A 23,077-nucleotide genomic window follows, 5' to 3' on the forward strand; every position below is an offset into this window, starting at 1 on the left:
GGTGGGGAATCTTTCACCCTCGGAGGTGGGGAGGCAGCCTTGGGGTTCCTGTCGGCAACGGCCTCGGAAGACGAAATTGGAAGGCACAAAGAAAACGCCGCATCCCGAGGAGCATCGCAATGTCGACCGAAACCACCGCACCTTCCGTTCTGGTCAGGACGGGCGCGCTCGCGTCGGTCGACCACTTCGACCCGAACGCGATCGCGGTGTCCACCGGCGACTACGAGCTGACCTACGGCGAACTCGACTCCTGGTCGAATCGGCTCGCCCGAGTGCTGCTCGACAACGGAGCCGGACCGGGCGCGACGGTCGCCATGGCGGTGGAGCCTGCGATCGAAGCGGCCGTCACCCGCTGGGCCATCGCCAAGTCCGGCGCGACCCCGGTGCTCGTCACGTCGCGCGGGCCCGGTTCGAGTGAGGTCGAGGCGGCCGCGATCGGCGTCACCACCACCGCGCTGCGCGGCGAGCTGACCGAGGCCATCGGCTGGCTGGCGCTCGACGACCGATCGATGCTCGTTCGTTACCTCACCGGCTCGGACGCGCCGATCACCGACGCCGAGCGCGCGCCGCTGCGGCAGGCATCCTGACGCCGCGCCTCATCCCGCAGCGGGAAATCCTTCCCTGACATGCGGATTTCGAGTTGTCGACCAGCGTGCGGAGCTAAACTCTCCAGGGGAAGTACTCCTATGCGCACGCTGGTCGACTCATCCGCGGGAAGGCTCGTTCCCACACGAGTCGAGACCCGTCGCGGTCGACAGCGCGCTCACCCCTAGCGGGCACCGCGCGCGTCTCGACTTGTTCTCTCCGTCTTTTTCTTAGCCAGCAGGGACCTTGTATGCCTCAGCCGTCTCTCACCCCAGTGGTCGCGGCCGGCCGCCTGCCCGCAGGCGCCTTTCCGCTCTCCGCGGCCCAGCGCGGCATCTGGTTCGCGCAGCACTTCGCGGGTGACATTCCGATCTCGATCGCGCAGTACGTGGAGTTCCGCGGCGCGCTCGACCTGGATCTGCTGGCCGACGTGGCGCGCCAGGCCGTGCACGAGTTCGGGAGCGGCTATGTGCGGCTGATCGAGGTGGACGGCTTCCCTTATCAGATGATCGACACCTCGCTCGAGGACGAGACGTTGCTCGTCGACCTGCGCGGCGAGCCCGATCCGGCGGAGGCCGCGCGGGCGTGGATGCGCGCGGAGTACACCGCCCCGCTGGATCTGCTGCGCGACCGGCTCGCCAAGTCCGCCATGCTGCGCCTCGGCGACGATCACTGGTACTGGTACCAGCGCATCCACCACATCCTGCTGGACGGCTTCGGCGCCATGAGCGTGCTGCAGCGCACCGCCGAGCTGTACAACGCCGGGCTGGCCGGCGGCGAGCCGCCCGCGAACAAGGCCGCCGATCTGCGCACCATCGTCGACGCGGACGTGGCCTACCGGGATTCGGACCGTTTCGCCGCCGACGCGCAGTACTGGCGCGAGCATCTCGTCGGCATGGCCGAACCGGTCAGCCTGGCCGGACGCGCGGCCGACGTGGACGCGCACCCCAGCCTCGTGGCGGGCGAATTGCCCTCCGCCACCGCGGAATTGCTGGACGCGGCGGCGAAGGAGCATTCGACCAGCGTGGCGCCCGTCGTGGTGGCCGCGTTCGGCGCCTACCTCGGCGCGATGACCGGCGCGCCCGAGGTGATGCTGAGCCTGCCGGTCTCGGGGCGCACCACCGCGGTGCTGCGGCGCTCCGGCGGCATGATCGCCAACGTGGTGCCGCTGCGGCTGCCGCTCGGCGCCAGGGGCACCGTCGGCGGGTTGATTCGCGCCGCGCAGCACGAGCTGACCTCGGCGCTGCGCAGGCAGCGGTACCGCCAGGAGGACATCGTCCGCGATCTTGGCTGGTCGGTGGACGAGGCGGTCTCGTTCGGCCCGACGGTCAATCTCATGATGGGGGACACCAGGATTCGGCTCGGCGAGGTCACCGGCCGGATGCACGTGCTGACCTCCGGGTCGATCGAGGACTTGTTCCTGAATCTGTATCCGGGCATGGGCGCGGAGAACACGCACCTCGATTTCCAGGCCAACCCCAACCTCTACGACGACGAGGAACTGGCCGCCCAGCACCGGAGGTTTCTCGACTTCCTGCATCGTTTCCTGGCCGCGGGGCCGGCCGCGCCGCTGTCCGAGTTGTCGGTGCTCTCGCCCGAGGAGCGGGACGAGCTCGCCCCCGCGCGCGGACCCGGCTCGGTGCCGCCGCGCACGCTGCTCGAGATCCTGTCCGACGGCGCGGCCATCGATCCGGACGCGATCGCCGTCCGCGCCGACGGCACGGCGCTGACGTATCGGGAGGTCGACGCCTACGCCAACCGCCTCGCGCGGTTGCTCATCGCGGCGGGCGCCGGACCGGAAACCGCGGTGGCCGTCGCTGTTCCGCGCTCGCTGCGATCGGTGCTCGCGGTCTGGGGCGTGGCGCGGACCGGCGCCGCGTTCGTGCCGGTCGATCCCGGCTATCCCGCCGACCGCATCGAGTACATGATCGCGGACAGCGGCGTCGTCGCCGGGCTCACGGTGGCAGACGCGCGTCCGGCGCTGCCCGACAGCATCACCTGGCTGACGCTCGACGATCCCGAGACGGACGAGATCGTGGGGCGCCAGGATTCGGCGCCCGTCACGGATGCCGAACGGTCGGCCGCGATCGCTCTCGACCAGCCCGCCTATCTCATCTACACGTCCGGGTCGACGGGAATGCCCAAGGGCGTCACCGTGACCCATCGCGGGCTCGCGAACCTGGTCGCGGCGTCCGGCGCGTCGTTCGGCGTGGACGCGAACGCGGTGGTGGCGCACGCGGTCTCGCCGAGTTTCGACATCTCGGTCGAGGAGCTGCTCGTCGCGTTCGCGGTGGGCGCATCGATCGCCGTCGTGCCGCCCGCCGCCTACGCGGGCGAGGACTTGGCGCAGGTGTTGCGCGAGCAGCGGGTCACCCATCTGAATGTCACACCGGCCGTGGTCGGTTCGCTGGACCCGGACACGCTGCCGGATCTGCGCACCGTGGTGGTCGGCGGCGACGCGTGTCCGCCGGAACTGGTGGCGAAGTGGGCGGGCCGCACGCTGCTCAACGGGTACGGCCCCACCGAGACCACGGTCACCGTCACCGTGAGCGCGCCACTGACACCGCAGGGGCCGGTGAGCATCGGCAGCCTCGCCCGCGGGGTCGTCGGGCTGGTGCTAGACCCGTGGCTGCGGCCGGTCGCGCCCGGTGTGGTCGGCGAACTGTACCTGGGCGGGCCCGCCGTGGCGCGCGGCTACCACCAGCGCACCGGGCTCACCGCGAGCCGGTTCGTCGCGGACCCGTACGAGCCGGGCGCGCGCATGTACCGCACCGGCGACCTGGTGCGGTGGCGGCGCCGCGCGGGCAGGCTGGAGCTGGACTACGTCGGCCGCGGCGATTTCCAGGTGAAGGTGCGCGGCTACCGCATCGAACTCGGCGAGGTGGACACCGCACTGGAGCGGCAGCCCGAGGTCGAGTTCGCCCTCACCATCGGAGCGACCACCCCGAGCGGGGCCACCGCGCTGGTGTCCTACGTGCTCGGCGCGCCGGGCGTCGAAGTACAGCCCGAGGCGCTGAAAGCCGCTGTCGGCGAACGTCTTCCGGCGTACATGGTGCCGACGGTGATCATGGTGCTGGACAGCGTGCCGCTGACGCCGGTCGGCAAGGTCGACCGCAGGGCGCTGCCCGCACCCGATTTCGGCATGCGCACCACCGTGCGCCGCCCGCCCTCCACTCCGCGCGAGGAGACGCTCGCCGGCCTCTACGCGGAGGTGCTCGGCTTGGACGCGGTGGGCGTGGACGAGAACTTCTTCGCCCTCGGCGGCGACAGCATCATCTCCATCCAGCTGGTCTCCCGCGCTCGCACCGCCGGGCTGCGGTTCAGCGCGCGCGATGTGTTCGAGCGCAAGACGGTGGCCGCGCTGGCTGCTGTCGCCACCGACGCGGCCGACACCGCCGTGCTCGAATTGCCCGGCGGTGGCGTGGGTCCGGTGGAGATCACCCCGATCGTGCACGCGATGCTCGACCAGGGCGAGACCTGGAACCGGTACAGCCAGGCCGTCCTGATCGCGCTGCCGCCGGACGGCGACCGCACCCGCCTCACCGCGGCGGTGCAGGCGCTGCTCGATCACCACGACGCGCTGCGCAGCACCCTGCGGAAGGCCGAGGTCGGCTGGGAATGGGTTGTCGCGGACCCGGGTTCGGTGCGTGCGGCCGACTGCATCGACTCGGTGACCGTCGGCGAAGACCTCGAGGCGAGTTGCGAGTACGCCTTGCAGCGCGCCGCCGATCGGCTGGATCCGGCCGCGGGGATTGTCGTTCGGTTCGTTCTGGTGGAGCCGAATTCGGCTGCGGGCGCATCCGTCGGCGACACCACTGGCACCGGCACTGGCGACAGGACCGGTGTTGCCGCCCCGGGCGCTGCCGGTGGAACAGCTGTCGGGACTCACGTCGGCGTTGACGCCGCCAGTAGCCGTGGAATCGACATGAGTGCCGCAGACGGAGTTGGCAGCGCCGATGCGGACCCGATGGATGCGCGCATCGCCGGTGATGTCGGCATTGCCGACGACGGCCGTGGCATCGCGGAGGGGACCCGGCTCTGGTTGGTGCTGCACCACCTGGTCACCGACGGTGTCTCCTGGCGAATCCTGTTGCCCGACTTGGCCACTGCCTTCTCCGGCGGCGAGCTGGAACCCGTCGGCACCTCCTACCGCCGCTGGGCGCACGCGAACATCGAGCAGGCCGAGTCGCGTGCGACCGAACTGCCCGTGTGGCAGCGCGTGCTGGCCACCCCGGACGCACCCTTCGGCGCGCGGCCCGCGGATCCGGCGGTGGACACCGTGGCCACCGCGGCCGAGGTGCGCACCACCGTGCCCGTGGACGTCGCCACCGCCGTACTGGACACGGTGCCCGCGCTGTTCCACTGCGGCGCCGACGACGTGCTGCTGGCCGCGCTCACCATGGCGGTCGCGCGCTGGCGGGCCAGGACCGGCGCGCTGTTCACCCTCGAGGGTCACGGGCGCGAGGAGTCGGTGCTGCCCGGCGCCGATCTGGCTCGCACGGTCGGCTGGTTCACCAGCGTGTATCCGGTGGCGATCGATCTCGCCGGTATCGACTTGGACGAGGCTTTCACGGGCGGGCCCGCGGCCGGTCTGGCGATCAAGGCCGCCAAGGAGCAGCTGCGCGCCATTCCGGACCGTGGCGTCGGATACGGCATGCTGCGCCACCTGAACCCGCGGACCGCCGCGGAGCTGGCCGCCGGGCCGACCCCACAGATCAGCTTCAACTACCTGGGCCGCGCTGCGGTCGGACCCGAAGGGCCTTGGCTGCCGAGGCGATTCGCCGCGACACAGGACGACCGCTCGCCCTTGCCCGCCGTGATCGACGTCAACGCAATCATGGGCGCCGACGGGCTGGAGGTCACCTGGGCCTACGCCACCGAGCTGCTGGGCGAGGACGACGTCCGCGAATTCGCCGAACAGTGGGCCACCGCGCTCGCCGCGCTGGCCGCGCACGCGCGGACGACCGGCGCCGGTGGGCACACACCCTCTGACTTCCCGCTCACCACGGTGACTCAGCCCCAGATCGATGGCTGGGAGCGCATCTACCCGAACCTGTCCGACGTGTGGCCGCTCTCGCCACTGCAATACGGTCTGCTCTTCCACGCCTGGTACGACACCGACACCGCCGACGGCTACACCGTGCAGTCCCGGCTCACCCTCGCGGGCCGGGTGGACGCCGCCCGCCTGCGCGCCGCGGCGCAGGTGCTGGTGGACCGGCACGAGAATCTGCGCGTCGCGTTCGTGGAGACACCGGACGGACCACGCCAACTGGTGCTCGCCGACGCCGAAGTGCGCTGGCAGGAACTGGATCTCACGCATCTCTCCGAGCCGTCCGAGCGCACGAGGGAGCTCGACCGAATCCTGGCGCTCGACGCGAACACTCGCTTCGATCTCACCCGTCCGCCGCTGCTGCGCTTCCAGCTCATCCGCACCGACGACGACACCTACACCTTGCTGATGACCAACCACCACCTGGTGCTGGACGGCTGGTCGACGCCGCTGCTGGTGCGCGAGCTGCTGACCGTGTACGTCGCGTCCGGCGCCGGTGCGAGTGCTGCGGAGGTGCTCGCCCCCGCACCGTCCTATCGCGGCTTCCTCGCCTGGCTCGCCGAACAGGAAGCCGCCGAGAGCGCCGCCGGGCTCGCCGCCGCTGTCGCCGCGTCCGCGCCTGTCGAACCCGCGGGCGTCGCGGCGGCCGAACAGCCGACCGAGGCCGAACAGCCGACAGCCGAACCTGCCGCTGCCGAGGCGGCCGCTGCCGAACCTGCCGCTGCGCCAGGTCCGGTCGGCGAGATGATCACCGGCACAGCGGCGTCCGCATCCCTCGCCGCTTGGCGCGAAGCGCTGGCCGGGATCGATGCCCCCACCCGCGCGGTGCCGACACTGGCCGGGTTCCAGTCCACCGAGTCCGGCATGGTGTCGGTCGATCTGTCCGCCGAGGCGGTCGCGCGACTGGAGGCGACCACCCGCGCGGCGGGCGCGACCGTGAACACGGCCGTCCAAGCGGCGTGGGCGCTGCTGCTCGCCATGCTGACCGGACGCACCGACGTGGTGTTCGGCGGCACCGTGTCCGGCAGGCCGCCGCAGCTGCCGGGCGTCGAGGACATGGTCGGCCTGTTCATCAACACCCTCCCGGTGCGGATCCGGCTCGACCCCGCCGAACGCGTCGCCGACCTGCTGGCCCGCATGCAGTCCGAGCAGGCACGGCTGCTCGATCACCAGCATGTGGGACTCGCGGCCATCCACCAGGCGGTCGGCCTCGCCGAATTGTTCGACACCCTTACCGTTTTCGAGTCGTACCCGATCGATCGGGAGGCGCTGTCGCAGTCGCTGGACATCGCGGGCATGCGGGTGCTCGACATCGCGGGCACCGACGCGACGCCGTATCCGTTGAACCTGATGGTGATTCCGCTGCACGGGCTGCCCGGCGAGGCGGGCGACAAGCTGCGGGTCACGGTGAAGTTCATGGCCGACCAGCTGACGGAGCGGCACGCGCGCAGGTTGCTCGACCGTTTCGTCCTGCTGCTCGAGCAGATCGCCGAGCAGCCGGAGTCCGGCGTCGCGCGGTTGCAGCACTGCGACGCCGTCGAGCGCGCCGCCCTGCTGCCCGTGCACGGCATCGACTCGGTGCCCCAGCGCACGTTGCCCGAGATCCTCGCCGCGGGCGCCGCGGTGAATCCCGACGCCGTCGCGGTGAGCGCGAACGGCGACAGCATGACCTACCGCGAGCTGGACGCCTGGTCGAACCGGTACGCCCGGGTGCTGCTCCGCCGCGGCATCGGCGCCGAGATCTTCGTCGTGCTCGCCCTCACTCGCTCGATCGAGTCGGTGGTCGCGGTGTGGGCGCTGGTCAAGACGGGCGCGGCCTTCCTGCCGCTGGACCCGAACTATCCGGTGGAACGGATCGAGCACATCCTCACCGATTCCCAAGCGCCCATCGGCGTGACCGTGCGCGCCACCGGCGAAACCCTGCCGAGCACCATCGACTGGCTGCTGCTCGACGACCTCAACACCATCCGCAGGGCGATGACGGTCCCGGACGGACCCCTCACCGACGAGGAGCGCGGCGGCGCCATCCGGATGGACCAGACCGCCTACCTGATCTACACCTCGGGCTCCACCGGCAAGCCGAAGGCGGTGCTGCTCAGCCATCGCGGCGTAGCGAATCTCACCACGGCGCAACGCGAATCGCTGGACCTGGATCCCACGGTCAAGGCGTTGCAGGTCGCTTCGCCGAGCTTCGACGCCTCGGTCTTCGAGCTGCTCACCGCGCACGCGGTGGGCGGGCAGCTGGTGCTCTCGCCGCCCGAGGTGTACGGCGGCGCCGAGCTCGAGCACCTGCTGCGCGCCGAGCGGGTCACCCACGCGGTGATCACGCCGTCGGTGCTGGCCACCATGGATCCGAGCGGCCTGCCCGACCTGCGCGTGCTGTCGGTCGCGGGCGAAGCCGTCGGGCCGGAGCTGACCGCGCAGTGGTCCATCGGCAGGCGCATGCTGAACCTCTACGGCCCAACGGAGTTCAGCATCTGGGCCACCGGGCCGGGCGAACTGGAGGCGGGGAAGCCGATCACCATGGGCGGACCGATCCGCGGCGCCGCGGTCATGGTGCTCGACACCTGGTTGCGTCCGGTGCCGGTCGGTGTGGAGGGCGAGCTGTACCTCGCCGGTCCCGCCATCGCGCGCGGCTACTTCAACCGGTTCGCGATGACCGCGGGCCGCTTCGTGGCGAACCCGTACGGTGCGCGCGGGGAGCGGATGTACCGCACCGGCGACATGGTGCGCTGGGTCGAATCCGAGCGCACCCGTGGACCGGTGCTGGAGCTGGAGTACCTGGGCCGCAGCGATTTCCAGGTCAAGATCCGCGGCCTGCGCATCGAAGTCGGCGAGATCGACGCCGTGCTCGCGGCCGACGACCACGTGGAATACGCCGCGACCGTCGGCATGCCTGGCCCGGCGGGGGAGACCGTGCTCGTCTCCTACGTGGTGCTCAGCGACGTGGGCCGCGAATCCCTCGGCGAGGAGGCCGAATACGACACCGAACGGCTGCGCTCGCGCATCGCGGGCGCGCTGCCCGGCTACATGGTGCCCGGCTATCTCGTCGTGCTGGACGAGGTGCCGCTGACACCGGTCGGCAAGCTGGATCGCAACGCGCTGCCCGTGCCCGATTTCGCCGCGTTCCTGCGCCGGTACCTGGCCCCGCGCACGCCGGTGGAGCAGGCGGTCGCCGAGGTGTTCGCGGAAGTGCTCGGCGCCGAGCGGGTCAGCATCGACCACTCGTTCTTCGAACTCGGCGGCAACTCGCTCAGCGCGACCAAGGTGGTGGCCAGGGTCAACGCGGCGCTCGGCGCCACGATCGCGCTGCGGGACCTGTTCGACGCCCCTACTGTCGCGCAACTGTCGGCGCGGGTGGTCCCCGCCGCGCCGGGGGCGCGGGCCCGCTTCGCGCTGGCACCGCGCATCCGGCCGGACCGTATCCCGCTCTCACCCGCCCAGCAGCGGATGTGGGTGCTCAACCGGCTCGACCCCACCTCGCCCGCCTACAACATCGCTGTCGCGCTGCGGCTCACCGGTGAACTGGACGTTGCGGGCATGCGGCGCGCGCTGCGGGCCGTGATCGACCGGCACGAAAGCCTGCGCACCATGTACCCGGCCGACGCCGAGGGGCCGCGGCAGGTGGTCCTCGGCGCCGACGCCGTGGCGCCCGAGCTCCACGCGGTCGTCACCGAACCCGGTGCGCCGCTGCGTGATCGGATCGCCGCACTGGCCGGTGTCGGATTCGACCTGGTGACCGAGCCGGCGCTGCGGGTCGGACTGTTCCGGTTGCACACGGCCGACGGCAACGGGCGCGCGACGCCGGTGCACGTCGTGGTCCTGGTAGTGCACCACATCAGCGCGGACGGCGCGTCGATGGCGCCGCTGGCCACCGACCTGATGACCGCGTACGCCGCGGCCACGATGGGCCAGGAGGCGGCGTTGGCCGCGCTGCCGGTGCAGTACACCGATTTCGCGCTGTGGCACCGGGAACTGCTCGGCGACGAGTCCGATCCGGAATCGCCGGCCGCGAGCCAGATTCGCTTCTGGACCGAATCGCTCTCGGGCGCACCGGATCTGCTGGAGCTGCCCGCCGACCGGCCGCGCCCCGCGGTGCAGTCGATGCGCAGCGCCGACCTGGATTTCGCGGTCGAGCAGGGGCTGCACCGGGCCATGGCCGAGCTGGCCGCCGACGCCGACGTCAGCATGTTCATGCTGGTGCACGCCGCCCTCGCGGTGCTGCTCGCGCGGCTGGGCAGCGCCGAGGACGTGGTGATCGGCACCGCGGTCGCCGGGCGCGGGGAGGCCGCGCTGGACGAGATGGTGGGCATGTTCGTGAACACCCTCGCGCTGCGCACACCGGTCGACCCGAACCTGACCTTCCGCGAATTCCTCAGCGCGGTGCGCTCGTCGGATCTGGACGCCTTCGGCAACGCCGACGTGCCCTTCGAACGCCTCGTGCAGGTGCTGAACCCGACCAGGTCCACCGCGCACCACCCGATCTTCCAGGTCTCGCTCTCCTTGCAGAACTTCGTCGAACCGGCGCTCGAGCTGCCCGGCCTGCGCATCGACGTGGAGGATCTGGATCGCGACGCGGCACAGTTCGACCTGACGCTCGACCTGCGTGAGCGCTTCGACGGCGCTCAGCTCGATGAAACCCAGCTCGATGAAACCCAGCTCGATGAAACCCAGCCCGAGGGAACCCAGCCCGAGGGAACCCAGCGCGCGGGCATCGATGCCACGTTGACCTATGCCACCGACCTGTTCGACGCGCCGACGGTCGACACCCTCGCCCGCCGGTGGCTCGGGGTGCTCGCCGCGGTCGTCGCCGATCCGGGGCAGCGCCTCGGCGACATCGATCTGCTGGTGCCGCTGGAGCGCGCCGAACTGGCTCCCGCGCGCGGCCCGGAATCCGCCGGGGTGCGCACTCTGCCCGAGGTGTTCGCGGCGACGGCGGACGCGTATCCGGAGCGCGCCGCGGTGGTCGCCGCGGGCGCGACACTGACCTACCGCGAAGTGGCCGCCCGCGCCGCGCAACTCGCCCGCCTGCTGATCGAGGCGGGCGCGGGACCGGAGACGGTGGTGGCGCTCGGGCTGACCAGGGGCGCGGAGCTGCTGGTCGGCATGTGGGCGGCCGCCGCGGCGGGCGCGGCCTTCCTCCCGGTCGACCCGAAGCATCCGGTGGACCGCATCGAGCACATGCTCACCGATTCCGGTGCGGTGCTCGGGCTCACCGTCGCCGCGCACCGGCCGCAGCTGCCCGAGGACACGCGGTGGCTGGTCCTCGACGACGCGACCTTCGCCGCCCGCTGGCGCGCGGCCGACGACGCACCGCTGCGCGCCGACGAGCCGCGCGTGCCGATCCTGCCGGACCACCCGGCGTGGATGATCTACACCTCGGGCTCCACCGGAACGCCGAAGGGCGTGACGGTCTCACATCGCGGCATCGCCGATCTCGTGGCCGCGCAGCGCGAGTCGCTGGCGCTGGACGAGCACGCGCGCGTATTGCAGGTCGCCTCACCGAGTTTCGACGCGTCGGTGTTCGAGGCGATCATGGCCTTCGGCGCGGGCGGCGCCTCGGTGGTCGCGCCGCCGGAGGTGTTCGGCGGGGACGCCCTGGCCGAACTGATCGAGGCCGAACGCGTGACGCACGCGGTGATCACGCCGTCGGCGCTGGCCACGGTGGATCCGGCGCGGGTGTCGAGTCTGCGGGTGCTGGCGGTGGCGGGCGAGGCGGTCGGCGCGGAGCTGGTGGAACGCTGGGCGCCGGACCGGACCATGGTGAACCTGTACGGCCCTACCGAATCCACCATCTGGGCGACGGGTTCGGGTGCGCTGTCGGTGGACGCGCCGGTGACCATCGGCGGTCCCATTCGCGGCGCGTCGGTGCTGGTGCTGGACGGGCGGCTGCGCCCGGTGCCGGTGGGTGTCGCGGGAGAGCTCTATCTCGCCGGTCCCTCCCTGGCGCGCGGCTATCACGCCCGCCCCGATCTGAACGCCACCCGCTTCGTCGCGAATCCCTATGGGACGGAGGGGGAGCGGATGTACCGGACCGGCGACCTGGTGCGCTGGGACGGCGACGGTGAACTGGAATACGTCGGCCGCACCGATTTCCAGGTGAAGGTGCGCGGCCAGCGCATCGAGCTCGGCGAGATCGACGCTGTGCTCGGCCGGGCCGATGGCGTGGAATTCGCCGTGACGCTCGGCGTCCGCGGCCCAGCCGGCGGCACCGCACTGGCCGCCTACGTGGTCCACGAATCCGGCGTCGAGCTGGACGTCGAGGGGCTGCGCGCGCACGCCGCCGCGGCACTGCCCGGCTACATGGTGCCCGCGGCCTTCGTGGTGCTCGACGCGATTCCGCTCAACGCCGTCGGCAAGCTCGACCGGAAAGCACTGCCGGAACCGGTGTTCGCCGACGAACGGATCGAGTACGTCGCACCACGCACGCCCACCGAGGAGACTCTGGCGGTGGTCTTCGCGGAACTCCTGGGCCGCGAGCGGGTCGGCGCCGAGGACTCCTTCTTCGCGCTCGGCGGCGACAGCATCCTCGCCATCCAACTGGTCTCCCGCGCCAGGCAAGGCGGCGTGACCATCACCCCGTTGCAGGTGTTCGAGCACCGCACCGTCGCCGCGCTGGCCGCCGCGGCGGACGCCGCGGGTGAGCTGGTGGTGCTCGAGGAGCTGCCCGGCGGCGGGGTCGGCGAGATGCCGCTGCCGCCGATCGTGCGGTACATGATCGAACGCGGCGGCGACTACGACCGTTTCGCGCAGACCGCGGTATTGGAACTGCCCGTCGGCATCCGCGCCGAGCAGCTGGCGGCGACGATCGCGGCCGTGGTCGACCGCCACGACATGCTGCGCGCCAGGCTGCTGCACGACCCGGACGTGCGGCTCGAGGTGTCCGAACCGGGCAGCGTCGATGTGGCGAGCCTGATCCGCCGCATCGAGTTCGCCGCCGACGCGGACACGGTCGACCTGCGCGAATACGCGCTCACCGAACTGGATTCCGCGATGAACCGGCTGAACCCGGCGCGCGGTGTGGTGTTGCAGTTCCTCTGGCTCGATCCGGTCGGCGAGGCCGGTGATCGCAGCCGGTCCGGTCGCCTCATCGTGATCGCGCACCACCTCGTCGTGGACGGGGTGTCCTGGCGGATCCTGGTGCCCGACCTGATGGCCGCCTGGGCTCAGGTCTCGGCGGGCGCGACGCCGGTGCTCGCCGACACCGGCACGTCGATGCGGCGCTGGGCGCACGCGCTGGCCGAGGAAGCGCACAGCGCCGCGCGGGTCGCCGAACTCGACTACTGGCGCGACCTGATCGACGGACCCGATCCGCTGATCGGCGGCCGCGAGCTGGATCCGGCCGTGGATCAGGCGGGGCAGCTGCGCATGGTGGAGGCGGAGGTGTCCGAGGCGGTCACCGCCGCGCTGCTGACCACGCTGCCCGCGCTGTTCCACGGCGGCGTCGAGGACGCGCTGCTCACCACGCTGGCCCTCGCCGTGCACAAGTGGCGCGCGAGCCAGGAGCGCAGCGTCCTGGTGCGATTGGAAGGGCACGGTCGTCAGCAGGAAGTGATCCCCGGCGCCGACCTGTCCCGGACCGTCGGGTGGTTCACCAGCATCTACCCGGTGCGGCTGGACCTCGGGACGGTGGACGTCGACGAGGCATGGGCCGGTGGCCCCGCGCTGGGGCAGGCGATCCGCGCGATCAAGCACCAGCTGCTCGCGGTGCCCGACAAGGGCATCGGGTTCGGCCTGCTGCGCTACCTGAATCACCAGACCGCCGAACAATTTCCGCGTCGCCTGCCGGGCCGCGTCGCCTTCAACTACCTGGGCCGCTACGCCACCGGCGAGATCCCGCCCGGCCTGGAGGGACTCGGCTGGCTGCCCACCGAGGAGCTCGGCGATCTGCCCGCGACCGAGTGCCAGGACGTGCCGCTGCAAGCCGAGATCGACGTGAACGCGGTGGTCCTCGGCGACCGGCTGCGCGCCACCTTCGGCTTCCCCGCGACGCTGCTGGACCGCGCCGAAGTCGCCGAGCTCTCCCGCCTCTGGGTCGAAGCGCTCGGTGTCGCCGCCGCATTCGCGTCCACCCCGGAGGCGCGCGCGGCGGGCGCGGAAGAGGAGCGGGCCATGGCCGAACTCGCCGCCGCCGCGGCGCAACCCGCGCCGGGCACGGCCCTCGGTCTCGACGTGCTGCTGCCGATCCGCCCGGGCGGCGACGCACCCGCGCTGTTCTGCATCCACCCGTCGTCCGGAATGTCGTGGACCTACCTGGGTCTCGCGGAGGCGCTCGCGCCAGGCCGCCCGATCTACGGTCTGCAAGCGCCGGATCTGAGCGGCCGCGAACCGTCCGTGCGCAGCATCGAGGAATTCGCCGACCGCTACGTGCGCGAGATCCGCGCTGTGCAGCCGGAAGGTCCGTATCACCTGCTCGGCTGGTCGTTCGGCGGGCTCATCGCGCACGCCATGGCCACCCGGCTCGAACAGGAGGGCGCGTCCGTCGGCGTGCTCGCCCTGCTGGACGCCGACACCGCGGACATCGACGGCGACAGCATCGAGCCGCTCACCGCGGGCTCGTTCGTCAGCACCTTCGGCGCGGTGTTCGGCATCGACGACGTCCCCGCCGATGCCACGGCGCAGGAGGCGGCCGCGCTGATCGCCGAGCGGACCGGCGGCGTGGCCCTGGTGGACGCCGACACCCTCGAGCGAATGGCGGGCTCCTACAACGCCTCGGCGCGCACCAGAACCGGGTATCAGCGTCCCGTCTACCACGGCGACGCCCTGTATTTCAGTGCCACCGTGGACAGTTCGGACATCTTCGGCCCCGAGGGCTGGCGTCCGTACGTCACCGGTGCGATCACCAACTACGACGTCGAGGTCACCCACGACGAAATGACCGCACCACACGTGCTGCCGATCATCGCGCGTGTGCTCGACGAGCAACTTGGAGGCATGCAGTGAACGACAGCGGAGTTGTGGTGGAAGGCGTGGAGAAATCCTTCGGCCCGGTGCGCGCCCTGCGCGGCGTGGATTTCACCGCCGCGCAGGGTGAGGTGCTCGGCATCCTCGGCCCGAACGGCGCGGGCAAGACCACCATGGTGAACGTCCTGTCCACGCTCATCGCGCCGGATCGCGGCCGCGCGCAGGTCGCAGGCTACGACGTGGTCGCCGATCCGGCGGCGGTGCGCCGCTCGATCATGCTGACCGGGCAGTTCGCGGCGCTGGACGACATGCTCAGCGGCTACGAGAACCTGGTCATGTTCGGCAGGCTCATGGGACTGCGCAAACCCGCCGCGCGGGCGCGCGCCGACGAACTGCTCGCCGAATTCGACCTGGTCGAGGCCGCGGACAGGCGGGTGGGCACCTATTCCGGCGGTATGCGCAGGCGCATCGATATCGCGTGCGGACTCGTCGTGCGGCCCGACGTGGTGTTCCTCGACGAGCCGACGACGGGCCTGGATCCGCGCAGCCGCCAGGGCGTGTGGGATCTGGTGTCCGGCTTCCGCAAACACGGCATCACCACGCTGCTCACCACGCAGTACCTGGAAGAGGCCGACGCGCTGTGCGATCGGATCATCGTCATCGATCACGGCGTGGTCATCGCCGAAGGCACCGCCGACGAGCTGAAGTCGCGCACCGGAGGCAGCTACTGCGAGGTGGTCCCGCTGCGGCTGGAGGATCTGCCCGCCATCGCGGCCGCGCTGGGTTCACTACTGCCCGAGGAGAATCGGGCCGCCCTCACACCGGAGTCCGACCGCATCGCGATCCCCGCTCCCGAGGGCGCGAAGACGCTCGCCGAGGCGCTGCGCAGGCTGGACTCGTCGGGCATCCAGTTGGTCGACATCGCCCTGCGCCGTCCTTCCCTCGACGACGTGTTCCTCCAGCTCACCGGCCACCTGGCGGCCACGGAGACGGGAGCGGCCGGATGACCGCGGGCACCTGGCTGACCGAGACCCGCGCCACGCCGGTCCGCGTGCAACAGTGGTGGGTGCTCACCACCAGGCTGGTGACGCCCGCGATCAAGAGCGGCGAGGTGCTCAGCTCCGTCGTCGCGCCCGTCGCCTTCACCGCGAGCTTCTACATTCCGCTGAAAACGGTGATGACCTTCATCGGCACCGGATTCAGCAGCTACGCGCAGTTCATGATGCCCATCGTCATCCTGCAGGCCTGTGCGTTCACCGCGATCGGCGCCGCGTTCCGGTCGGCCACCGACGTCGTCGCCGGGATCGACCGCCGCTTCGGTTCGATGCCGATCGGTCCGCTCGTTCCGGTCGGTGCGCGCATGTCCGGCAATGTGTTCCGGCTGTTCATCGCGATAGCGGCGGCGCTGGTCTGCGGACACGTGATCGGCTTCCGCTTCCGGCTCGACGGCTGGCACACGCTCGGATTCCTGGCCTTCTCGTTGCTCATCGGCATCGTGTTCACGCTGGGCGGCGACGTCATCGGGACGCTGGCCAAGAGTCCGGAGGCGACCACGCAGGCGTTGGTGCTGCCGCCGTTGATCCTCGGCATGCTCTCGACGGGTTTGGCTCCCGCGGACCAATTCCCCAGCTGGATCCAGCCTTTCGTGCGCAACCAGCCGGTTTCGCAGTTCGTCATCGCGTTGCGCGCGCTGGCGGGCGACACGAAAGGCAATGCGGGCGAGGTGAGCTGGGCGCTGATGGGTCCGCCGCTGCTGTGGGCGGCGGCGATTCTGGTCGTCTGTGTGCCGACGGCGATCCGGCTGAGCTCGAGGAGGGCGTGATGATTGTGACGACCCAACACCCGACGCTGTCGCACGGCGAGAGCTCGCCGGTCTCGTTGCTGCGGCACACCGCGATCCAGACCCAACGCCTGCTGGTGCGCTGGTCCCGCAGTCCGGTGGCGCTGCTGGAGACGCTGATCATCCCGTGCCTGCTGCTGTTGATGCTCGACATCGTCATCGGCAATCAGATCGCGAAGTTCTCCGGCACCGACGCGCTGTACGGGTCCGTGCCGATGGTCGCCATCGTCGGCGCGCTGAGCGGCGCGATAGCGGGCGGGGTGATGCTCGGCCGGGAACGCGACGCGGGACTGCTCGCCCGTTTCTGGGTGCTGCCGGTGCACCGGTCCTCCGGGCTGATCGCCCGGATCCTGGCCGAGGGCTGCCGGATTCTGCTCGGCACGCTCGTGGTGCTCGTCGTGGGCTATGCGCTCGGCTTCCGCTTCCACCAGGGGTTGCCGGCCGGGCTGTTGTTCGTGTTCATTCCGGTGCTCTTCGGGTTGGCGTTCGCCACCATGGTCACCGCCATCGCGGTCTTCACCGCGAAAGCGGCGCTGGTGGAGGGAATCACGATCCTCACCTCGCTGCTGATGTTCTTCAGCACCGGCTTCGTCCCGCTGATCGCCTTCCCGCCGTGGATCCAGCCCGTGGTCCGCAACCAGCCGATGTCGGTAGCGGTGGACACCATGAAGGCGCTCTCGCTGGGCGGCCCGCTGGCCCACCCCCTCACGATGACCTTCGTCTGGTCGATCGGCGCGGTCGTCGTCTTCGCGGTGCCCGCGGTGATCGGCTACCGGCGCGCCAGCCGCCGGTGAGCCGTTCCCACGTACGCCTTTCCACGCGTCACAGGGTGGTGTGCGATGACCGTGTGGGGCGGCTGGCGTCAGCGGCGGTCGGCGCGGGCGCGGAGGACGGCCGCGGTGTGGTCGTCGGCGGGGAGGAAGGCCTCCAGGTGCAGTTCCGAGAGCGTGACGTCGACGGCGGTCGCGAAGGACGTGATGGTGGTGATCAGCCGCAGTTCGCCCTCCTCGCTGCGCAACCGCAGCGGGACGGCGAAACCGAGGTGGTCGGGGCCGGGCTCGGCGGCGGGCAGATAGCCCGTCAACTCGGCGATGAAAGCGTCCAGCTCGGGATCGGGACTGCGCAGCGCGCGCCCGCGCAGTGACTCGGTCACGTGCCTGCCCCACTCCGGCAGGTTCAGCACCCGGCGGGCGAGGCCGTCCGGATGCAGCGCCAGACGCAGCACGTTGATCGGCGGGGCGAGCAGCTCGGGCGCCGCATCGTCGGTGAGCAGCTCGAAAGCGGCGTTGGCGGCGACCAGCACGCCGTACGGGCGCACCACGACCGCGGGGTAGGGCATGTGGCCATCCAGAATGCGGTCGAGCGCGGCCCGGACCGGCGCCAATTCCGGCGTGTCCAACCGTGATTCGGCGAAGACGGGCGCGTATCCCGCGGCGAGCAGCAGACCGTTGCGTTCCCGCAGCGAGAGTTCCAGCGACTCGGCGAGGCGCACGACCATGGTGCGGCCGGGGCGGGAGCGGCCCTGCTCGAGGAAGCTGAGGTAGCGCTGGGTGGTGTCGGCGCGGATGGCCAGATCCAGCTGACTCACCCGGCGCATAGTGCGCCAGCGTTTGAGCTGATGGGCGAACGCTCCGGGTTGTGCGCCCGCGCCGGCAGGTGGCTCGGCCACGGTGCCGATAGGTGGCTGCGCCACGGTGTATCTGGGTGACTGCGCCACGGTGCTCATCGGTCCTTGATATCGAACCCGGTGCGGCCGCGCCATACCCTGCGGGGAATCGCGGCGTCGCACCGCGCTCGCCAGACTCGTTCCCATGAGCATTCACCACGATGACAAAGAACCGGCCCGCTTCGCCGAGCGGTACATCGCACTCTGGAACGAGCCCGACCCCGCGCTCCGCCGCGGCCTGATCGACGAACTCTGGGCCGCCGACGGTGCGCAGGTGCTGATCGATCCCCCCGAAGCCATCCGCGACGCCGCGACCGACCTGGCCTTCCCGATCCCGCCGCTGGAGGTGCGCGGCGCCGAAGCCTTGGAGCGGCGCGTGAGCCGCGCCTACGAGATGTTCGTCGCCCCCGGCGAGCACGTCTTCGAAACCCACGGTCCGGCCACCCGGCTCAGCACGAACCTGATCGGCTTCGGCTGGGCGATGGTGACCAGGGCCGACGGCGCCGTCGCAGGCGGCGGCTACGAGGTGATCGCGCTGGACGGCGAGGGCCGAATCCGCCTGGACCACCAGTACATCGGCATCGACGCCTAGCCGATCGCGTCGCAGCGGTTCCGGTCAGCGGGATGCGCGCGAACTCGTCACGCCTCGAAGAACACCACGTTGCCCGCCGCGTCGCGGGCGCCGAGGCCTGCTTCGATGGCGGCGGCGAGTTCGGCCGTCGTCGACCAGGTGCGCGGGGGGTCACCGTCGAGATTGCCGATGGTCAGCCACGTCTCGGTATCGCGGTAGCGGACCAGTCCCTTGCCCGTCGCGTCGACAGTGACATCGAGATCGCCGGACACCGTCCCTTCCTCTTCGGTCATGACGGCGGCCCTGGCGGAGATCTCGATGATGTCGATTATCTGAATCCTCCTCGGCTGACGCAGTCGTCGACTGCGGCGCGCAGCGCGGATTGTTCGGCAGGGTCGATGGTCAAGCCGTATTTTACTTTGATCTGGAGGTAGTGACCGATATAGCCACACCGGAAGTTTCCCGGCGGCAGATAGTTCGCGGCGTCCTGATCGCCCTTCGACCTGTTGGCCGATGGGTCGGAGGCGACGAGGTTGATCGCGTCGTTCGCGATGCGGCGGCGCGTGTCCTCGTCACGGGTGGCCGCCCCGGATCGCCACGCCTCGGCCAGCGGGACGATGTGCTCGGCGTCGACACCGGACGGGTCGGTGATCCACTTGTACTCTTTGAGCTGTCCGGTCTTGCTGTCCAGGACGCCGTACTGATCGCGCCAGCCCCCGTCGGAACCGATCGTGAGCTCACAGGTTTTGGGATCGAGCCGGACCGAGCCGACGGCGTCGCGCAGCATCATCACTTCCCGCGTGGTGCAGCGACTGTATTGCGTGAAGTCAGCGCCGAAACCGTGTTCGGGCTTGTTGGTATCCCAATGCGGGAACTTCTCGCGGCTGTACCCGGTCATCGGCGCCTCCGGCGCGACAGCGAGTTTCGCGAGCAGGTCGCGGACTTCCTTGGCGGACACCGAAATCTGCTGTCCGGGCGAGGCCGGTGGTTTGCTGTCGGTGCCGCGAGAAGCGGTGCATGCGGCGGTCAGCAAGAGAGTGCAGACGATCGGTGCGACAACGGCCACCATCTTGCGGGATGCGATCCACTTCACAGCGATCCCCCATCGCACGGGATCGGCGTGGTGCCGATGACTCTCCCGGCCACCGGTTGCCAGAGGGACGATTGCCGGGCCGTGAACTTCATCGAGTTGTTTCCTAACGCCTACCTCGTGCAATTATCGCGGGCGCCAAGGTACCTTGTCTCGGCTATGTCGGAATGCCAACGCCGCGTATGAGGTTCGGCACACTCGCCGCGACGGGGTCGTTCGGCTGCCAGCGTCACGCGTGGGTCGCCGTCCTCGCGCCGAGGTCATCGGGTGAGTGGCGTCGGTACGTGGACTATCTCGCTGTGCTCAGGCCTCGTCCGGCTCCGGGTCCGCGGGCTGTGCCATCGGCGGAACTCCGGTGTCGAGGAACCGGATCAGCCGCTCGATGCGCGTGGTGTGGTCGACGCAGCGCTCCAGGTAATTGCCGAGCAGTGCGAGGTCGATCGCGGCGGTCGCCGGCTGCGTGCGCTCCGGATCGATCAACGCCGCGTGCAGGCGCGTGCGCAGATCGGTGAGCGCCGCGGTGACCTGTTCGGCGTCGGCGGACTGGTGGGCGGTGGCCACGGCCTCCCCGGCGAGGGCGGTGCGGTGCGCCGCGAACGTTCCGAGCTCGGTCAGCACGTCCAGGATGGGTTGCGGTGCCACGTGGTTCGGATGACTTCGGTAGACCTGGTCGGCGACGCGGCTGGTGAGCCAGCCGATGCGGGACAGCTCGTTGGCGATCTGGATCGCCGTCACCACATGCCGCAGATCCCTGGCCACCGGTGCCTGCAGTGCGAGCAGCACCACCGTCCGCGCCTCGCACGCGCCATACATCTTCTGTAGCTGCTCGTCGAGGGCGAAAACCTCGTAGGTGACGGCGAGGTCGGCGCCCGCGATGGCGTCGGTGACGCGCTCGACGGTGTCGTGGGCGAGTCGGCACATCAGCGTCAGATCGTTCGTCAACGCGTTGAGCTCGTGGGTGAACTGGGTCCGCACGGGGCAAATTCTCGCTTATGCCGGGGCGAGCAGGGAAACGATTCGCACTGCCCGGTATGGCGATAGCGTACGCGTCGTATCGGATGATCCGCGAAAGTGGCGGTGTGCAGTGAAAATAGCGTATGCGTATCACGTGGCCTTCGTGTCGCTCGCCCTCTCCGGTGTTACGGTCGGCGTATGCCGAAGAGGGACGATGTGCAACACCGTCTGGTGACCACCTTCCAGCGCTGGGTCGGCAATCCGATTCTGCGCAGGCTGCCGAGCCAGCAGCTGCTCGAGACGACAGGCAGGGTGAGCGGCGAGCCGCGCATCACCCCGATCGGCGGCCGCCGGACCGGCGATCAGTTCTGGCTGGTCTCCGAGTTCGGCGAACGCTCGCAGTACATCCGGAACATCAAAGCCGACAATCGGGTTCGCGTGCGGCTGCACGGACGCTGGCACACCGGCACCGCCCACCTGCTCCCCGAAGACGACGCCCGCGCCCGCCTGCGCCAACTCCCGCGCGCCAACAGCGCCGCCGTCCGCCTCGTCGGCACCGACCTGCTGACCGTCCGCGTAGACCTCACCGACTGAGGCGTGGCCGACTACATTCGCTGGCTGCGCGAGCGGGTCGGCCACGACCACATCCAATTGGCGTACGCCGCGGCATGTGTGGTGGCCGACGGGCGTGTGCTCATGCAACGTCGCAGCGACGACGGCCAGTGGGGACTGCCGGGCGGCGCCATCGAGCTGGGCGAGTCGGCCGCGTCGGCCGTCGTGCGCGAGGTCGCCGAGGAGACGGGCCCACCTAAGCGGGCTGTTTGTCGAGCACTTCGACCAGGCGCCACGTGACCGATGGTGCGTCGGCGGGTGGGTTGTCCACGGGGGTCTGTTCGATGCGCAGGCGGTAGCGGTAGCCAGGCTGAAACTCGAAATCCGTGATCGAGCCGTAGAACAACTCCCACGGGCCGTTGTGGCCGCGGCGGATCTGGAGGCAGTCCATCGGTGCGACGCCGGTGCACCGCATGGTCTGTGGCGCGACATCGATCACGAAGGTTCCGTCGCGTTCCACGGATTCGCTGGTCGTGGCTGCGGCGAGGAATGGTTGGGCCTGCGGTGCGGTGGTGCACGCGGCCAGCAGCGGGGCGAGCAGGATGCTCGCGGCGACGGCCTTGTGGAGTCGTTGCTGCATCCCCCCGATGATACCGATCGGGGTGCGCGGAGATAGCTGGGACGATGGAAGACATGATCCGTGCGTTGACAACCCGCTGGACCTCGTTCGTCCCTCTCCTCGCCGCACTCGCCTTGGTCGCCGCCTGGGGCCGAAGCCTGCCGACAGCGGGAGTGATCGTGGTCGCACTGTTTCTCGCGGGATCGGTGCTCGCCGCCGTGCATCATGCCGAGGTCGTCGCGCACCGGGTGGGGGAGCCGTTCGGATCGCTGGTGCTCGCGGTCGCCGTGACGGTGATCGAGGTCGCGCTCATCGTGACGCTGATGATCTCCGGCGGCGAGAAGTCCGCCACCCTGGCCCGCGACACCGTCTTCGCCGCGGTGATGATCACCTGCAACGGCATCTTCGGCCTGGCCTTGCTGGTCGGCGCGCTGCGCAGGCGCATAGCGGTGTTCAACGCGGAAGGCACCGGCGCCGCGCTGGCCACGGTGGCGACGCTGGCCACGCTGAGCCTGGTGCTGCCGACCTTCACCTCGAGCGTGCCGGGCCCGGAGTTCTCGCCCGCGCAGCTCGCCTTCGCCGCGGTCGCCTCGCTCGCGCTGTACGGCCTGTTCGTGATGGTTCAGACGGTGCGCCACCGCGACGACTTCCTCCCGGTGGAGGGTGACGGCGTGGTCACCGGCGACGGCGCGCACGACGCGCGGCCCTCCGTCCGGGCGACGCTCGCCAGCCTGGGGTTGTTGCTGGTCGCGCTGGTCGGAGTGGTCGGTCTGGCGAAAGTGGTCTCGCCGACCATCGAATCGGCGGTGGCGAACGCGGGCCTGCCGCCCGCGGCGGTGGGTGTGGCGATCGCGCTGTTGGTGCTGCTGCCCGAGACGCTCGCTGCGGTGCGTGCCGCGCGCCGCGATCAGGTGCAGATCAGCCTGAACCTGGCGCTGGGCTCGGCGATGGCCAGCATCGGCCTGACCATCCCGGCCATCGCTGTAGCAACTATCTGGCTACAGGGTCCTCTGGTGCTCGGACTGGGTGCGACGCAGATGGTTCTGCTCGCGCTGACGGTGGTCGTCGGCGTGCTGACCGTCGTTCCAGGTCGCGCCACCCTTCTGCAAGGTGGTGTCCATCTGGCTCTGTTCTCGGCTTTTGTGTTCCTCGCCGTCAGTCCCTAGTCATAGTGATGCGTCTCACGGATAACCGGGAGCGTTTACCTGAACGGTTGATCAGTGGTCAGCGTCACAGCATCCGAATT

14 protein-coding genes are annotated in these 23,077 nt (G+C 70.3%); 9 read left to right on the plus strand and 5 right to left on the minus strand.

Annotated elements, in window-relative coordinates; all coding sequences use genetic code 11:
* The first annotated feature begins 119 nt into the window (after nucleotides 1–119).
* From ACRWNM_RS00270 to ACRWNM_RS00290, 5 genes are all read left to right on the plus strand, one after another.
* The gene (locus ACRWNM_RS00270; RefSeq protein WP_431963536.1) at nucleotides 120–587 is read left to right on the plus strand and encodes an AMP-binding protein; all 468 of its coding nucleotides are present in this window, start codon (nucleotides 120–122) and stop codon (nucleotides 585–587) included.
* A 248-nt stretch (nucleotides 588–835) separates the two neighbouring features.
* On the plus strand, nucleotides 836–14,578 hold the full coding sequence (locus ACRWNM_RS00275) for an amino acid adenylation domain-containing protein (protein ID WP_431962188.1): 13,743 nt from the start codon (nucleotides 836–838) through the stop codon (nucleotides 14,576–14,578).
* Nucleotides 14,575–15,546: an ATP-binding cassette domain-containing protein gene (locus ACRWNM_RS00280; RefSeq protein WP_431962190.1), complete on the plus strand. Its 972-nt coding sequence runs from the start codon at nucleotides 14,575–14,577 to the stop codon at nucleotides 15,544–15,546. The genes ACRWNM_RS00275 and ACRWNM_RS00280 overlap by 4 nt, the downstream gene beginning before the upstream one ends.
* A complete protein-coding gene (locus ACRWNM_RS00285) occupies nucleotides 15,543–16,361 on the plus strand; it encodes an ABC transporter permease (RefSeq protein WP_431962192.1) in 819 nt (272 codons plus the stop codon). The genes ACRWNM_RS00280 and ACRWNM_RS00285 overlap by 4 nt, the downstream gene beginning before the upstream one ends.
* Nucleotides 16,361–17,173 (plus strand): ABC transporter permease, encoded by an 813-nt coding sequence (locus ACRWNM_RS00290; RefSeq protein WP_431962194.1) that lies wholly within the window; start codon nucleotides 16,361–16,363, stop codon nucleotides 17,171–17,173. Before ACRWNM_RS00285 ends, ACRWNM_RS00290 begins: the two co-directional genes overlap by 1 nt.
* A gap of 68 nt (nucleotides 17,174–17,241) precedes the next feature.
* On the opposite strand, the gene ACRWNM_RS00295 is transcribed toward ACRWNM_RS00290, so the two are convergent.
* Entirely contained in the window at nucleotides 17,242–18,105 is an 864-nt protein-coding gene (locus tag ACRWNM_RS00295) for a helix-turn-helix domain-containing protein (RefSeq protein WP_431962196.1), read from the minus strand.
* 85 nt (nucleotides 18,106–18,190) lie between these two features.
* Between ACRWNM_RS00295 and ACRWNM_RS00300 the strand changes: the two genes are divergently transcribed.
* The gene (locus tag ACRWNM_RS00300) at nucleotides 18,191–18,637 is read left to right on the plus strand and encodes a hypothetical protein (protein WP_431962198.1); all 447 of its coding nucleotides are present in this window, start codon (nucleotides 18,191–18,193) and stop codon (nucleotides 18,635–18,637) included.
* A gap of 47 nt (nucleotides 18,638–18,684) precedes the next feature.
* On the opposite strand, the gene ACRWNM_RS00305 is transcribed toward ACRWNM_RS00300, so the two are convergent.
* From ACRWNM_RS00305 to ACRWNM_RS00315, 3 genes are all read right to left on the minus strand, one after another.
* Entirely contained in the window at nucleotides 18,685–18,909 is a 225-nt protein-coding gene (locus ACRWNM_RS00305; RefSeq protein ID WP_431962200.1) for a hypothetical protein, read from the minus strand.
* A gap of 35 nt (nucleotides 18,910–18,944) precedes the next feature.
* Nucleotides 18,945–19,709, minus strand: coding sequence for an HNH endonuclease family protein (locus tag ACRWNM_RS00310; protein WP_431962202.1), 765 nt, complete (start codon nucleotides 19,707–19,709; stop codon nucleotides 18,945–18,947).
* Nucleotides 19,710–20,009: 300 nt separating this feature from the next.
* Nucleotides 20,010–20,681, minus strand: coding sequence for a phosphate signaling complex PhoU family protein (locus ACRWNM_RS00315; RefSeq protein ID WP_431962204.1), 672 nt, complete (start codon nucleotides 20,679–20,681; stop codon nucleotides 20,010–20,012).
* 177 nt (nucleotides 20,682–20,858) lie between these two features.
* Here ACRWNM_RS00315 and ACRWNM_RS00320 point away from each other — a divergent pair, with 177 nt between their 5' ends.
* Together ACRWNM_RS00320 and ACRWNM_RS00325 are read left to right on the plus strand one after the other, a co-directional pair.
* Nucleotides 20,859–21,254: a nitroreductase/quinone reductase family protein gene (locus ACRWNM_RS00320; RefSeq protein WP_431962206.1), complete on the plus strand. Its 396-nt coding sequence runs from the start codon at nucleotides 20,859–20,861 to the stop codon at nucleotides 21,252–21,254.
* A 3-nt stretch (nucleotides 21,255–21,257) separates the two neighbouring features.
* The gene (locus ACRWNM_RS00325; protein ID WP_431962208.1) at nucleotides 21,258–21,512 is read left to right on the plus strand and encodes an NUDIX domain-containing protein; all 255 of its coding nucleotides are present in this window, start codon (nucleotides 21,258–21,260) and stop codon (nucleotides 21,510–21,512) included.
* Here the strand turns inward: ACRWNM_RS00325 and ACRWNM_RS00330 are convergent.
* Entirely contained in the window at nucleotides 21,469–21,852 is a 384-nt protein-coding gene (locus tag ACRWNM_RS00330; protein WP_431962210.1) for a DUF4377 domain-containing protein, read from the minus strand. The two genes, ACRWNM_RS00325 and ACRWNM_RS00330, sit on opposite strands and share 44 nt — an antisense overlap.
* A gap of 53 nt (nucleotides 21,853–21,905) precedes the next feature.
* On the opposite strand from ACRWNM_RS00330, the gene ACRWNM_RS00335 reads away from it, so the two are divergent.
* A complete protein-coding gene (locus ACRWNM_RS00335) occupies nucleotides 21,906–22,997 on the plus strand; it encodes a calcium:proton antiporter (protein ID WP_431962212.1) in 1,092 nt (363 codons plus the stop codon).
* Nucleotides 22,998–23,077 lie beyond the last annotated feature (80 nt).

The organism is Nocardia sp. bgisy134, from assembly GCF_965341865.1.
Lineage (GTDB): Bacteria > Actinomycetota > Actinomycetes > Mycobacteriales > Mycobacteriaceae > Nocardia.